At 59.9% G+C, this 12,913-nt stretch carries 12 protein-coding genes; 3 read left to right on the forward strand and 9 right to left on the reverse strand.

All coding sequences use genetic code 11. From position 1 onward, the window contains the following. Window positions 1-72: 72 nt before the first annotated feature. The 9 genes from CAK95_RS27820 to CAK95_RS27865 all read right to left on the reverse strand — a co-directional run bounded on the left by CAK95_RS27820 (window position 73) and on the right by CAK95_RS27865 (window position 9,309). Window positions 73-1,086 (reverse strand): formate dehydrogenase subunit gamma, encoded by a 1,014-nt coding sequence (locus tag CAK95_RS27820; protein ID WP_086090920.1) that lies wholly within the window; start codon window positions 1,084-1,086, stop codon window positions 73-75. A gap of 76 nt (window positions 1,087-1,162) precedes the next feature. After that, window positions 1,163-1,759 carry a formate dehydrogenase FDH3 subunit beta gene (fdh3B, locus tag CAK95_RS27825; RefSeq protein ID WP_086090921.1) on the reverse strand — a complete coding sequence of 199 codons (597 nt, stop codon included), beginning with the start codon at window positions 1,757-1,759 and terminating at the stop codon, window positions 1,163-1,165. 12 nt (window positions 1,760-1,771) lie between these two features. Then, window positions 1,772-4,744, reverse strand: coding sequence for a formate dehydrogenase subunit alpha (locus CAK95_RS27830; protein ID WP_086090922.1), 2,973 nt, complete (start codon window positions 4,742-4,744; stop codon window positions 1,772-1,774). 258 nt (window positions 4,745-5,002) lie between these two features. Next, complete coding sequence (locus CAK95_RS27840; RefSeq protein ID WP_086090924.1) at window positions 5,003-5,779, reverse strand: Cro/CI family transcriptional regulator; 777 nt, start codon at window positions 5,777-5,779, stop codon at window positions 5,003-5,005. 123 nt (window positions 5,780-5,902) lie between these two features. Next, window positions 5,903-6,592 (reverse strand): DUF3306 domain-containing protein, encoded by a 690-nt coding sequence (locus CAK95_RS27845; protein WP_086090925.1) that lies wholly within the window; start codon window positions 6,590-6,592, stop codon window positions 5,903-5,905. Continuing rightward, entirely contained in the window at window positions 6,589-7,119 is a 531-nt protein-coding gene (locus CAK95_RS27850) for a DUF3305 domain-containing protein (protein ID WP_086090926.1), read from the reverse strand. The genes CAK95_RS27845 and CAK95_RS27850 overlap by 4 nt, the downstream gene beginning before the upstream one ends. Beyond that, a complete protein-coding gene (locus CAK95_RS27855; protein WP_086090927.1) occupies window positions 7,116-8,123 on the reverse strand; it encodes a DUF6352 family protein in 1,008 nt (335 codons plus the stop codon). Before CAK95_RS27855 ends, CAK95_RS27850 begins: the two co-directional genes overlap by 4 nt. Continuing rightward, complete coding sequence (locus tag CAK95_RS27860) at window positions 8,120-8,659, reverse strand: DUF6505 family protein (RefSeq protein ID WP_086090928.1); 540 nt, start codon at window positions 8,657-8,659, stop codon at window positions 8,120-8,122. The genes CAK95_RS27855 and CAK95_RS27860 overlap by 4 nt, the downstream gene beginning before the upstream one ends. Then, on the reverse strand, window positions 8,656-9,309 hold the full coding sequence (locus CAK95_RS27865; protein ID WP_245303547.1) for a biotin/lipoate--protein ligase family protein: 654 nt from the start codon (window positions 9,307-9,309) through the stop codon (window positions 8,656-8,658). Before CAK95_RS27865 ends, CAK95_RS27860 begins: the two co-directional genes overlap by 4 nt. Between CAK95_RS27865 and CAK95_RS30100 the strand changes: the two genes are divergently transcribed. The 3 genes from CAK95_RS30100 (at window position 9,308) to CAK95_RS27875 (ending at window position 12,893) form a co-directional block, all read left to right on the forward strand. Beyond that, window positions 9,308-9,445 carry a hypothetical protein gene (locus CAK95_RS30100; RefSeq protein ID WP_245303548.1) on the forward strand — a complete coding sequence of 46 codons (138 nt, stop codon included), beginning with the start codon at window positions 9,308-9,310 and terminating at the stop codon, window positions 9,443-9,445. The two genes, CAK95_RS27865 and CAK95_RS30100, sit on opposite strands and share 2 nt — an antisense overlap. A 124-nt stretch (window positions 9,446-9,569) precedes the next feature. Beyond that, window positions 9,570-11,546: a 4Fe-4S dicluster domain-containing protein gene (locus tag CAK95_RS27870; RefSeq protein WP_086091702.1), complete on the forward strand. Its 1,977-nt coding sequence runs from the start codon at window positions 9,570-9,572 to the stop codon at window positions 11,544-11,546. A 102-nt stretch (window positions 11,547-11,648) separates the two neighbouring features. Further along, a complete protein-coding gene (locus CAK95_RS27875) occupies window positions 11,649-12,893 on the forward strand; it encodes a c-type cytochrome (RefSeq protein ID WP_245303549.1) in 1,245 nt (414 codons plus the stop codon). The last annotated feature ends 20 nt before the right edge of the window (window positions 12,894-12,913 follow it).

The following is a 12,913-nucleotide window of genomic DNA, read 5'->3' on the forward strand; positions in this document are numbered from 1 at the left end:
TTTCATCATTCGTAAAACAATCGCCCGGCGGAGCGATCCGCCGGGCGATTGTTTTAAAGCTCCGATTGCGGCCTATTCAGCCGGCGTTGCGCGTGGCTCCGCCCCGTGGGTACGGCGATTTTCCTCTTCGAGCCACAAGGCGTGATGCTGCTTGGCCCAGTTCACGTCGACCTCGCCAGTACCCATCGCCTCGAACGCGCCCTCCATGCCGATAGTGCCGATATAGATGTGAGCGAGCATCACGGCGATGAAGAGCACGCCGACGACGCTATGCACGATCTGGGCAATCTGCATGCCCGAGATGGTCAACCCGCCATAGAAGGGGAACATCAGGATATAGCCGCTGATCGCCACAGCCGCACCGCCCAGAACGACGATCCAATAGATCCCCTTCTGGCCGGCATTGAAGCGATAGGCCGGCGGATGATCATCGCCGACGATGCCGCCGCCCCGCTTGAGCCAGTCGATGTCGACGCGGTTCGGGATATTGCCGGCGAGCCACATCAGAAAGATCACGACAACGCCGATTGTGAACGGGAAGCTGAGATAATTGTGGGCGTATTTGCCCCACTGTGACCAGCCGGCAAAGGCGGCCTCGCCCATCAACGGTAACAGCAAGGCCTTGCCGAAGGTGATGTTAAGGCCGGAGATCGCGAGGACGATGAAACAGGCTGCCGTCATCCAATGGATGAACCGCTCGAAAGCGTTGAACCGGACGATGGTTCGGCCGGAGCGTCCATTCTGCAGCTTGACCATGCCGCGGACGAGATAGAAGCCGACCAGCAATGCAAGCATGCCAATGATGGCGATCGCGCCGATCCAATAGAGCGTGACCTGATGAAATTCACGCCATTCGCGCCCTGCCGGCTGCTCGATATTGTAGGACTTGGTGTCGGGAATCGTACCCCGCCCCCGGATGATCCGCAGTTGCTGGAGAAGTTGATCCTCCTTGACCGAACTTGCCGTCGGATTCACCGAATGATCCGGATTTAGCTGCTGTGCGCTGACCGGGGCCGCGATGGCAAGGACGCAGAACATCACAATCGCGCCGATGGCAACGCGAATTGAAGTTATCGATTTGGCCATCCCCATCTCCTCGTTGTCCATTATCGTTCCGAAAAGCGGCCGACGGGAACGTCCCATCGGCCGTATCGTCAGGAAATCAGGATGCAATCGTCTCTTTGTACGCGGTCTTCCAACCCCAGGCACCGGAGCCATAGCCGCGCTTGACGACACGCTCCTTGTAGATCTGCGCGATGATCTCGCCATCGCCGGCCAGCAGCGATTTGGTCGAGCACATCTCGGCACACATCGGCAGCTTGCCTTCGGCCAGACGATTGGCGCCATACTTGTCGAATTCGGCCTGCGATCCATCGGCCTCCGGACCACCGGCGCAATAGGTGCATTTGTCCATCTTGCCGCGTGAGCCAAAGTTGCCAACGCGCGGATATTGCGGCGCACCGAATGGACATGCGTAGAAGCAATATCCGCAACCGATGCACAAGTCCTTCGAGTGGAGTACGACCGCATCGGCCGTCGTGTAGAAGCAGTTCACGGGGCATACCGCCGCACAGGGCGCGTCAGTGCAGTGCATGCAGGCCATGGAGACCGAACGCTCGCCCGGCTTGCCGTCATTGATGGTGACAACGCGACGGCGATTGATGCCCCACGGCACTTCGTTTTCGTTCTTGCAGGCGGTGACGCAAGCGTTGCACTCGATGCAACGGTCGGCGTCGCAAAGGAATTTCATACGAGCCATTGTTGCGTCTCCTTATGCTGCCCGGATTTGGCAGAGTGTTGCTTTCGGTTCCTGCATGCCGGTCACCGGATCAAAGCCATAGGTCGTGACCGTATTGGCGCTTTCGCCCAGTACGATCGGATCGGCCCCCTTCGGATAATTACCGCGCTGATCGACGCCCTGGAACCAGCCGGCGAAATGGAACGGGCACCAAGCCACGCCCTTGCCGACACGTTCGGTCACCAGTGCTTTCATGCGAGCCCGAGAGTTGTTCTCAGGTCCGGTAACCCAAACCCAGCCACCGTCCCTGATGCCGCGCTCGGCGGCGTCAGCAGGATTGATCTCAACAAACATGTCCTGCTGCAATTCGGCGAGCCACTTGTTGGAGCGGGTTTCCTCGCCGCCACCTTCATATTCGACGAGTCGGCCGGAGGTCATGACAATCGGGAATTGCTTGGCAATTCCCTTTTCCACAGCCGCCTTCTGCACGTCGAAACCGATGTTCGGTACGCGGAACTGCCGCGCATTCGGCAAGGTCGGATATTTCGCGACGAGATCGGGGCGCGGCGAGTAGATCGGCTCGCGATGCACCGGGATCGCGTCAGGAAGACCGTAGGCATTCGCCCGGGCCTTGCCGTTGCCGTAAGGGATGCAGCCGTGATTGATCGCCACGCGCTGGATGCCGCCGGAGAGATCGAGGGACCAGGACACGGCATCGGGATTGGCGGGATTGACCTTCTGGATCACAGCCATCTCGGCCTCCGTCAGATCCTTGTCCCAACCAAGTTTCTTCAGAACGGCGAGTGTGAATTCTGGATAGCCGTCCTGAATCTCAGAGTCCTTGGAATAGGAGCCCTCAGCGAGTAGGTTGAATTTCTGCTCCTTCTCGACTTCCTGGCCATTCTCCATGACTTTGGTCTTGACCACACGCTCAACACCAAAGCGCGCGCGGAATGTGCCGCCGCCGTCCTTGACTGCCAGATTGGTGTTGTAGAGCGTGTGGGTGCCCGGATGCTTGAATTCTGGCGTGCCCCAGCAGGGCCACGGCAGACCATAGTAATCGCCCTTGGCCGGTCCGTCCTTGGCACGCAGTGAGACCAGATCAAAATCCTTCTGGTTCGCCATGTGCATCTTCAGGCGTTCCGGCGACTGCCCGCAATAGCCGGTCGACCAACCGCCGCGGTTGATCTCGCGGAGAATATCCTCGGGCTCCGGCTGATTGTTCTCGACCTTGATGTTCTTAAACATCAAATCAGCGAAGCCGAGCTTCTTGGCCAGCAGATACATCACTTCATAGTCGTTCTTCGACTCAAAGATCGGCTTGACGATCTGTTCGCCCCACTGGATCGAACGGTTCGAAGCCGTGCGCGAGCCGGAGGTTTCGAATTGGGTGCAGACCGGCAGCAGATAGGTGCCGTTCTTGCGCTCCGAGAGAGCCGCCCAGGTCGTGGGATGCGGGTCGGCGACGACAAGAAGATCGAGCTTCTCGATGCCTTCCGCCGCTTTCGGCATGCGGGTGATGGTGTTGCCACCATGCCCGAACACCATCATCGCCTTCACATTGTCTTTCTGAGACACCTGATCCTTCGGCAACATTGCGGCGTCGAACCACCGCGTCGACGGGATGCCAGGCGTATTCATCATCTTCACGGGCTTGCCGTCTGGACCGGTGAACGTGTCGAAGCGGCCTTCGAACCACGAATAATCAACTTCCCAAACGCGCGCCCAATGCCGCCATGCACCTTCCGCGAGGCCATAGTAAAGCGGCAGTGTCACGATATCGAGGCCAAGGTCGGTCGCGCCCTGCACGTTGCAATGGCCGCGGAAGATGTTTGCGCCACTGCCGAAGCCGCCGACATTGCCTGTCGCCAGCAGCAACACGCAGCTTGCGCGAACGTTCGCCGTACCAACCGTGTGCTGGGTCTGTCCCATCGCCCAGATCATCGTCGCGGGACGCTGCTTGGCGAACATCTCGGCGACGCGCTTGAGCTGCGCACCCGGCACACCGGAAACACGCTCCACCTCTTCTGGCGTCCACTTGGCGACTTCCTTGCGGATATCGTCCATTCCGTAGACACGCTGGTTGATGAACTCCTTGTCCTCCCAGCCGTTCTGGAAAATGTGCCAGAGCATGCCCCAGATCACCGGAATATCGGTGCCGGGACGCAAGCGGACATATTCGGTTGCATGCGCAGCCGTGCGCGTCATTCGCGGATCGATGACGACAAAGTTCGCCCGATTGAGTTCCTTGCCCTCAAGAAGATGCTGCAACGACACCGGATGCGCTTCGGCGGGATTGCCACCGAGGAAAACCAGGGTCTTCGAATTGCGGATGTCGTTGTAGCTGTTGGTCATCGCGCCGTAGCCCCAGGTATTGGCCACGCCCGCGACTGTCGTCGAATGGCAGATACGCGCCTGATGGTCGGAGTTATTCGTCCCCCAGAAGGCTGCGAATTTGCGGTTCAAATAGGCGCCCTCGTTGGAGAATTTTGCCGAACCGAGCCAATAGACCGAGTCCGGCCCCGACTTGCTGCGGATCTCCATCAGCTTGTCGCCTATTTCATTGATGGCGGAATCCCAGGAAACCCGGGTCCATTGTCCGTCGACCAGCTTCATCGGATATTTCAGCCGGCGGTCGCCGTGCACGAGTTCGCGCACCGACGCACCCTTGGCGCAATGCGAACCGCGATTGATCGGGGAGTCCCAGCCGGGCTCCTGACCTACCCACACGCCGTTCTGGACTTCGCCGATGACGGTGCAGCCAACCGAACAATGCGTGCAGATATTCTTGCGGACAGTGACGCCCGCGCCCGTCGGCATCGTGCCCGCAGCGTCAGCCTTGCGCATGCCGGCGAGCGGCAACGCTCCAACCAGGGCCACTCCGCCCGCGGCCAAACCGGAGCGGCGCAAGAAGGTACGGCGATCGAGACCGCCGACGGATTGATTGCCAAGCGAGTCCGCAAGACTGCCGCGGCGTTTCTCGCGTTCTGTTCTTCTGATCAGCACGGCTATGCCTCCCTCAGCTCGGATACCGGTTGACCCGGTAAAAAGTCTGAATCTCTGCGGAATTTGGCTGATAACGAGCCTTCCGTTTTTGGTCGGTGGTCTCGCTGTCCGCTTGCGCAGGTGTGGCAAGCGGAGCTGCAGCCGTGACGGCAGCGCCTGCACCGGCGCCAAGGACTCGCAGGACATCGCGGCGTCCGATTGCCGTTTTGCTGTCTCGTTTCATCGCCGTCTCCTTTGTGGTCCTCGTTCGCCTCGCGCTCAGACCGGTAACGCGAAGGACTCGATCTCGATCTCGATAAAAACCCGGCCAAGCGTGCCAACGCGCCGGTAGAAATTGGCCTCTTGCGCATTTTCAAGATCGGCGAAGAAGCGGCCGATCCATGGCGCGAGGTGCTTTTCGAAAATTGCCTGATCCGTTCCGGCAGGGGCCGGGAAACGACCGCTGGCAAGACCAGACATGATCTCGCACAGGATTGCAGCGTGATCCTCCGGCTCGGCATTGCCCTCGTTGCGTTCAAGGTCAATCTTCAGAAGATCCTCGCGCAGACGGGCGAGCGGCCGCTCGTGCAAGAAGCCAGTCAGATAATAGGAGCCGTAGGGCAACAACTCGCCGCGACCGAGACCAATGAAGAGATTGAAGTACTCGCGTTCAACAGCTTGCACGCTGATTCGCGACGCTGCCTCCGCGAGTTCGATATGAGCCATGCCCAACGGCGTCGCGTCCCCTTTTAATCGGGTCAGCGTCTTGAGCAGCGCAGCGTCAGGGGCGCGCGACAACAATGCAGAAAGCAGCGCATATTCATGCGCGCGCGCGACATCGATTTCATCGACATCGGTGTCCGCTCCATTGTCGCTGAAAAGATCGGGCCGCAGGACGGCGCGGCCGACATTCGTCGCGGACTCAACGGCCAGCACTCGCTCGGCAGGCACGCGGTCCCAATTGGAAACCGATGGTTGGGAGATACCAATCCGGCGCGCCAGTTCGGTGATACCGCCGGCGGCCTTTATTGCTTCCTCAAGCCCGAAGTCACGCATGGCATTGCCGAAAAAGAGTGCACCAGCTTCACATCAGAAGCCTTCAAAACAATGATCCCTAGATTGGAATCGGTCAATAGTCAGAGGCTATAGGAAGGAAATTTGCCACATCAGACCAAAGGATTAGGTCGGAAGCGCTCCGCCATGGCGGCGCCTCGGCGCGGCATTCGGAAGCTCGTCAGCGCGCGTTTCCTGCTGCGTTGCAGGATTAGTTTTTGTGCGATGCAATGCAGCTTCCAATTGCGTTCGATCCCCGCTGTGGGTTGCAACGGAATCCCGATCGATCTCAACCCCTTGAGAGATAGCCACCTCGTCCCGCGCCTCGGTATCGGGTTGCTGCAGTGCCGTCCCCGACGTCTGCTCTTGCTCGTCTTTGTCGTCGCGGATGATGCTCGCCAGCAGTTTTTTGACGTTGTCCGTTGGCAAAAGCGGACCAAATCCCGTCATGCTGTCGGGTTTGGTGAAGTCCCAGGAGTTCTCTGACAGGCCGATAAAGTCGCAAATGGCAGGGTCGGCAGACCACGCGCGACGAAGCGCCGCACGCGAAAGCGACGCCGGCACACCAGGCTGCATAAAAAGACTCAAGTCGGAATCGGGGCCGATCGAATCCAATGACGGCAGCTTGCTGAGATCGAATCGTGGCTCGGTCTTGGGCGTTTCAGGAGCAGCAGTATCAGCTGCAGATACGACAGCCTGATCCGCCTTTTCGGCTTTGTCCTTTAGAGACGCAGCCTCCTTCAGGGACGCAGCTTCTTTCGTCGCCTGCTGCTTGCGGCGCGACCAGCGCGAAAGAAAATCGTCAGACTGGCTCATGACTTCGGTCCATCCGACTTCGATTTGCTCATATCATAGAGCGGACTATGCCGGGCGAGCGCTTCTGGATCCGCTTCTGTTCGCTTGCGCTTGAAAAACGGCTGCTCGACGTGATGCTCCGCGATGAAGGCGGCTACAAGCTCACGCAAATTCTCCGGCATTGACAAGCTCTCGACGATATTGTCGCCGACGCTCGCAAAGGCCTCGCCCTCGGTTGGATCGGCCGTCACCTTGATGAGATCGTATGGGAAGTCACCGACTGAGGGCTGCAAAACGACCCATACGGCGTTATCGCCCGAGAGGTTATCGCGATAATTTGCCGTCTCACTACGATACAATTCAAAGACCGCACCTCCCGCGTAAAACATCGCGGTGTCGCCGTCGTCTGACAATTTCGTCCAGGGCATCGTTTCCGGCTGCCCGACCAGTATCGAAACCGGCTGCCACGTATAGTCGATCCATTTGCTGGCCGCTTTGCGCCGAGCGACGACAACCCCAACCGGAATCTGGGCAAACGCTGTGCTCATGACACCATATCGAGTTGGTGGATCGGAAGACCGGTAATGAGATTCTGCGGCTTCATGCGAATGACCTTGGCCTGCGACATTGCAAGGATCAGATAAACCGGTTCTTGGCCCACTTGCTGCAGAACGATATGTGGGTCGTGGAATGTCAAACGGAAGAGGCCCACCACCTGGGCCTGCGTGGCCTCGCTGAGGTTCTCGCCGTTCCACAAGGCATCGCCGATGCGCGTTGCGTCGGCATCCAGGCCAACATACCAGGTGAGATTGACGTCGTGCATCTGCGTCAGCGGCTCGACGTCAACCTCGATCGCCATGACATGTCCAATCCAGCGCTGAATGACGCTGGCCAGTGCCGCAAGACCGTTGCGCCCGGCCGTCAGATCGATGGCACTGTGGAACAGGTCGCTATGCTCCCAATAGAGATGCGCATTGTCGTCGTTCAGCACATCGATATCGGCCTGCGCTGGGATACCCAGCATCGACACCAACGGGGAAGCCGGTGTGGCGCCGGTCCCGCCAATGGTTTCCTCGTCGGCCGCGATCAGTGAGCCATCATGCAAAGTCAGACGCTGCGGACGGAAAAAGATTTCCGCTGCGCGCAGCACCAAGGGTTCCTCGCAACCATCCAGCGCATTGCGCAGGATCACATGCACAAGCTGATTGAGAAAAAGCGGCGGCGTCGAGCCCGCGCCATTCCGCACCAGGTCAAGATAGGCTGATTCGAGCGTCCTATGCCGGATGAGATGATCGCGGAAAGCGATCATGAAGGACCAGTTTTCACGCGCGTCGGCATCCGCAATTGCGGCAATATCGCTCTTGGAGACAGCACGGCGCGGTTCGGCCAGCAGCGCGGCATGGAGCGTCTTTTCCACGGTACAGGCCTCCGGCGGGGGCGCGAGTTCGGGCCGCGCTAGATAAACCTTCAGAAATTCATCGGTGACGACGAGACCGCCGCCCTCCTCCCGGTCGAGCAGATGATGTCCGCAGGCAAACCAGAAATCCCTCACTTGCTGTTCTCCCGCACCAGATTCATCAGATCGATTGTCTCGTCCGGCTCCTCCTCTTCACCTTCGACCTCCATGAAGGAAAAAGCCCGGAGCGGCTTCGGACCGCCGCGATGCTGCAAGCTGCGAAACGCCTCGCGCAATTCTCCATTTTCAAAGCTTCGATGCACGGCGATCAGGGTATCGCTGGGATGGGTGCAAAGCGCTTCAGAAAAGCTCACCTCTTCTTCGGCCGCGGCCCGCGCTGTCTCGAGATCCGGCGCGCCGAAATTCCGCATCAGTCGCTGCGCCAATGCATTAACCAGATTGGCGCGATCCTCGGTACTAGCATCGACGATTTGCACCAGAGTAGACCACCCCAGCGAGTCGACGCCCAGAAAGCCCGCGCGAAAAGCGGTCCGTGCCTTGCCCTGCAAACTCGCCGGATCGGTATCGGAAAATACAAAGCCGCCAGCGACCGCCCATTCACCGGGTTCGGCCGCACGCTCGAACACGAACGTGTCGGAGGGGTCAAGACGAATGGTTCGCAACAATTTCACGAACGCGGTCCTCGTGTCTGCGGGTCGAACCAGGTCGGCTGCGTCAAGGCCGGCAGCAATTTCTGCCGCTGCACGTCCGCTTTGCCCATTTGGCGAACAAGCAGGTCGCCATCCTGGTCGATGTCGCGCCGCACACCTTTTTCGGAAACGGTGGCAAGATAAGGCAGGTAAGTTTTCGCGACGCCGTCGAAGCCTTGTTCCTGCCAGGTGTCCAGAATCATCATGAAATGGCGGGTAAACGCCTCAACCATCCGGTCGGAAGCTTCGCCATCGAACCCCTCATCTTCAAGGGCCGACGTGAGGGGACGCAATCCGGCCTCACCTTCGGACAGCGACACGAGGCGGATCATTGCACTGAAGACCATCCATTGCGGCGGCTCATTCTCATCGGCGTCTGCCGGCCAGCCCAATCGACCACCCCCGACTAGACCGAGATTGACCCTGATGGCGTCGGGCCAGTCGATCGTGATCGGCGTCTCCGGTGGTGCGATCACCGACAGCGCGTCAGCAAGCGCCGCCATGCCCGCATATAATGTGCGACGCGCCATGCGGAGTGGTTCGTCCGGCTCCAGCACCACTGCGAATTCCGCTAGATCGAAGCGCCCGACATAAATGAGGGTTCCCGCCCCCTCCTCCGCCGCATGCGCCATGGCATGTGCAAAGGCATCCCCGACCTCACGCAAGGTGACCAGCCGGAATGGTGGCGGCAACGCGAGGGTCGGCGCCGTGGAACTGGAAATGCGGGTGCGCGTGGCTGGCGGCATCTGCGACATGACCTATCTTTAGTTTGGTATAGTTATAAGCTATTGATCAACAAGGCCACCCGGACATCCGATCCGGCCGGGGCGAGTTTGGAGAGCCGATGGCAGACGGTAAGCGGCAGATCGTGGTGTGTTCCTGCGAGGACACCATGCCGCTCGATATCGACACAATCCGACAGTCTTGCCGCGGCGCCGAGGTGACGGCCGGTCGCCAATTTTGCCGGTCCGAGCTTGACCGATTCCGCAAACTGGCAACATCCGGCGATCCCATGACCGTGGCCTGCACGCAGGAAACTCCGGTTTTTTCCGAAGTCGCTGCCACGACCGGCGGTCCTGCCATCAGCTTCGTCAATATCCGCGAGAATGCCGGATGGTCGAAGGACGCTGCACGCGCCACGCCGAAAATGGCAGCGCTCCTTGCCGCCGCGGCCGAGCCTGTCTCGGACATTCCCTTTGTCAGTTTCAGCAGCGAAGGCATCGTCCTGATTTACGGCGTCGACGAGAAGGCGATCGATGCGGCCGACCTGTTGAAGGATCATCTCGACGTAACCGTGATGATCTCGCGGCCAAAGGACATCGCACCCCGCCGAACTACCGAGTTTCCCGTGGTGCAGGGGACGATTCGCTCCGCCAAAGGCTTTCTCGGACAATTCGAGATTGCGGTCGACGATTACGCGACGCCGGCGCCATCCTCGCGCGCGGCATTGTCATTCAGCAACGCGCGCGATGGTGCAACATCCCATTGCGACATTATTCTCGATCTATCCGGCGGCACGCCGCTTTTTGCGGCCTCCGACCTGCGCGACGGCTATCTGCGCGCCGATCAGCGCGATCCTGCGGCCGTTTTGCGTGCAGCACTGAAGGCGCGCGATCTCGTCGGAACGTTCGACAAGCCGCGTTACATCGAATTTAAGGAAGATTTGTGCGCACATTCGCGCTCGCGTCTGGTCGGCTGCCACCGCTGCCTGGATCTTTGTCCCGCCGGCGCAATCACGCCCGCGGGCGACCATGTCGCCATCGATCCGCATATCTGCGCCGGCTGTGGCCAATGTGCGGCTGCATGCCCCACCGGCGCAGCCGGATATGCCTTGCCGGCAGCCGATGCCTTGATGCGACGGCTGCGTACGATGCTGACCACTTATGGCGAGGCCGGCGGCAGCAATCCGGTTCTGCTCATTCACGACGAAACGCATGGCATCGAGATGATCGACGCCCTTGCGCGCTATGGCGACGGGTTACCGGCCAATGTCATTCCAGCCACCGTCAATGAAACAACACAGGTGGGGCTAGAGACGATTGCCGCCGCGTTCGCTTACGGAGCGACGGCGATTCGGTTTCTGCTGCGGGCGCGACCGCGGCACGACGTCGCCGGCCTGCGCAGAACGATGGAGCTGGCGGAGACAATCCTGGTTGGCCTCGGCTTCAGCGGCGGTGCCGTTGCGACAATCGAAACGGACGATCCCGATGCACTGGGTGAAGCCCTGCACAGCATGGCGCGGGGCATCGCCACAGCCCATCCCGCATCATTTCTTCCGGTCGGCGGCAAGCGTGATGTGCAACGGCTCGCGTTGCGTGAATTGCACCGTGCCGCGCCTTCACCGGTCGACGTGATTGCGCTACCGGCCGGAGCCCCGTTTGGTACCGTCGAGGTCAATGTCGAAGGCTGCACGTTGTGCCTTGCCTGCGTATCTGCTTGTCCCACCGGCGCGCTCTCGGCCGATCCCGAACGGCCGATGCTGAAATTCACCGAAGATGCCTGCGTGCAATGCGGACTTTGTGCGGCCACCTGCCCGGAGAAGGTGATCACCTTGCAGCCGCAGCTCGATTTCCGCGCCGCGACCGCCGCATCACGTGTCATCAAGGAAGAAGAGCCCTTCCATTGTATCCGCTGCGCCAAGCCCTTCGGTGTGAAAAGCACCATCGAACGCGTCACAGCAAAGCTTGAAGGCAAGCACTGGATGTTCAAAGGCCAGGCCACACGCCTTGAAGTCCTCAAAATGTGCGAGGATTGCCGCGTGATCGCCATGACCGAAGATTCATTCGATCCTTATGGCGCACCGGAGCGTCCGAAGCCGCGGACGACCGACGATTATCTGCGCGAGCGGGAAGAAAACCCGCAGGGCTGAGCAGGATCGGGCCCCGCCAGATTGGAACGACCGGGCCTGCCGTGTTATTCTGACATAATGATTTCTTGCAAGCGCGCACTGATCGCCGTTTCGCTAATCTTGATGCTTCCAACCGCGGCTCACGCCCAACTGCGTGGCCATGGCGGTCCGGTGCGGGCCGTAGCCATCGGTAGTAACGGCCAGACCGCAATCTCCGGCAGCTTCGATACATCGGCAATCCGCTGGTCGCTCACGCGCAACGCAGCGGAAGAAGTACTGCGCTTTCACGACAGCGCAGTGAATGCTGTCGCCATCATCGATGCCGAGCGGCAGGCGACCGGCGGCGAAGATGGCAAGATCGCGATCTGGCGAAATGGCAATCCCGTTCCCGAACACAGCCTCGAGGGCCATACCGCTCCAATCGTCTCGCTTGCGATCTCGCCGGACGGCAACACTATCGCTTCGGCATCGTGGGATCGCAGCATTCGGCTCTGGCCTCTGTCGGGCGGCGAAGCACGCGTACTGAACGGTCACGACCAAAATGTGAATGGTGTCGTCTTCACGCGCGACGGAAAATCACTCGTCAGTGCCTCATATGATGCAACCATACGCATCTGGCCGCTCGACCAGGGCGAGCCGATAGTCGTGACATTGCCAACACCGCTCAATGCCGTCGCTGTGTCACCGGAGGGCGAAATCGCTGCTGGTGGCGCCGACGGTCGCGTCTATCTCCTCGGTCTCGATGGCAAACAACGCGGCGAAATCCAAGTTGCCGACAGCCCCATCATCTCCGTTGCGGTATCGCCCGACGGTTCGCTGATCGCTGCTGCAAGCATCCGAGGTTCGGTCGGCATTCTCGATCGCAAGGACCGCAAGATCCTGCGCACGCTTGTCGGACCAGGGCTGCCGGTCTGGTCGGTCGCTTTTTTTGGCGACAGCAAAACGCTCCTCACCGGTGGAACGGACCGGCTCGTACGCCGGTGGGATACGCTGACTGGCGATCAACTCGGCTCGGCCGTTGCGAATGGCGCGGATGATCCGCTCGCCGCTTTTGCCGGTCATCGCGGCGCTGAAGTCTACAGGGCCTGCGTTGCCTGCCACACACTTTCCCCCGACGAAGGCAATCGGGCTGGGCCAACCCTGCATGGCATTTTCGGTCGCCGCATCGCGACACTGCCCGGCTACAATTTTTCTCCAGCGCTCAAGCAGATGAACATCGTCTGGACCAGAGAAACGGTTGCCGAGCTGTTTGAGAAGGGCCCGATGCACTACACGCCTGGCACCAAAATGCCCGAACAGCGCATCACATCCGCGGACGATCGCAACGCATTGATGGACTTTCTCGAGAAAGCGACAGCCAAAAAATAATCTGACAGCTTGTGCTCATC

The sequence above is a fragment of the Pseudorhodoplanes sinuspersici genome (assembly GCF_002119765.1).
In the GTDB taxonomy this organism is placed as follows: Bacteria; Pseudomonadota; Alphaproteobacteria; order Rhizobiales; family Xanthobacteraceae; genus Pseudorhodoplanes; species Pseudorhodoplanes sinuspersici.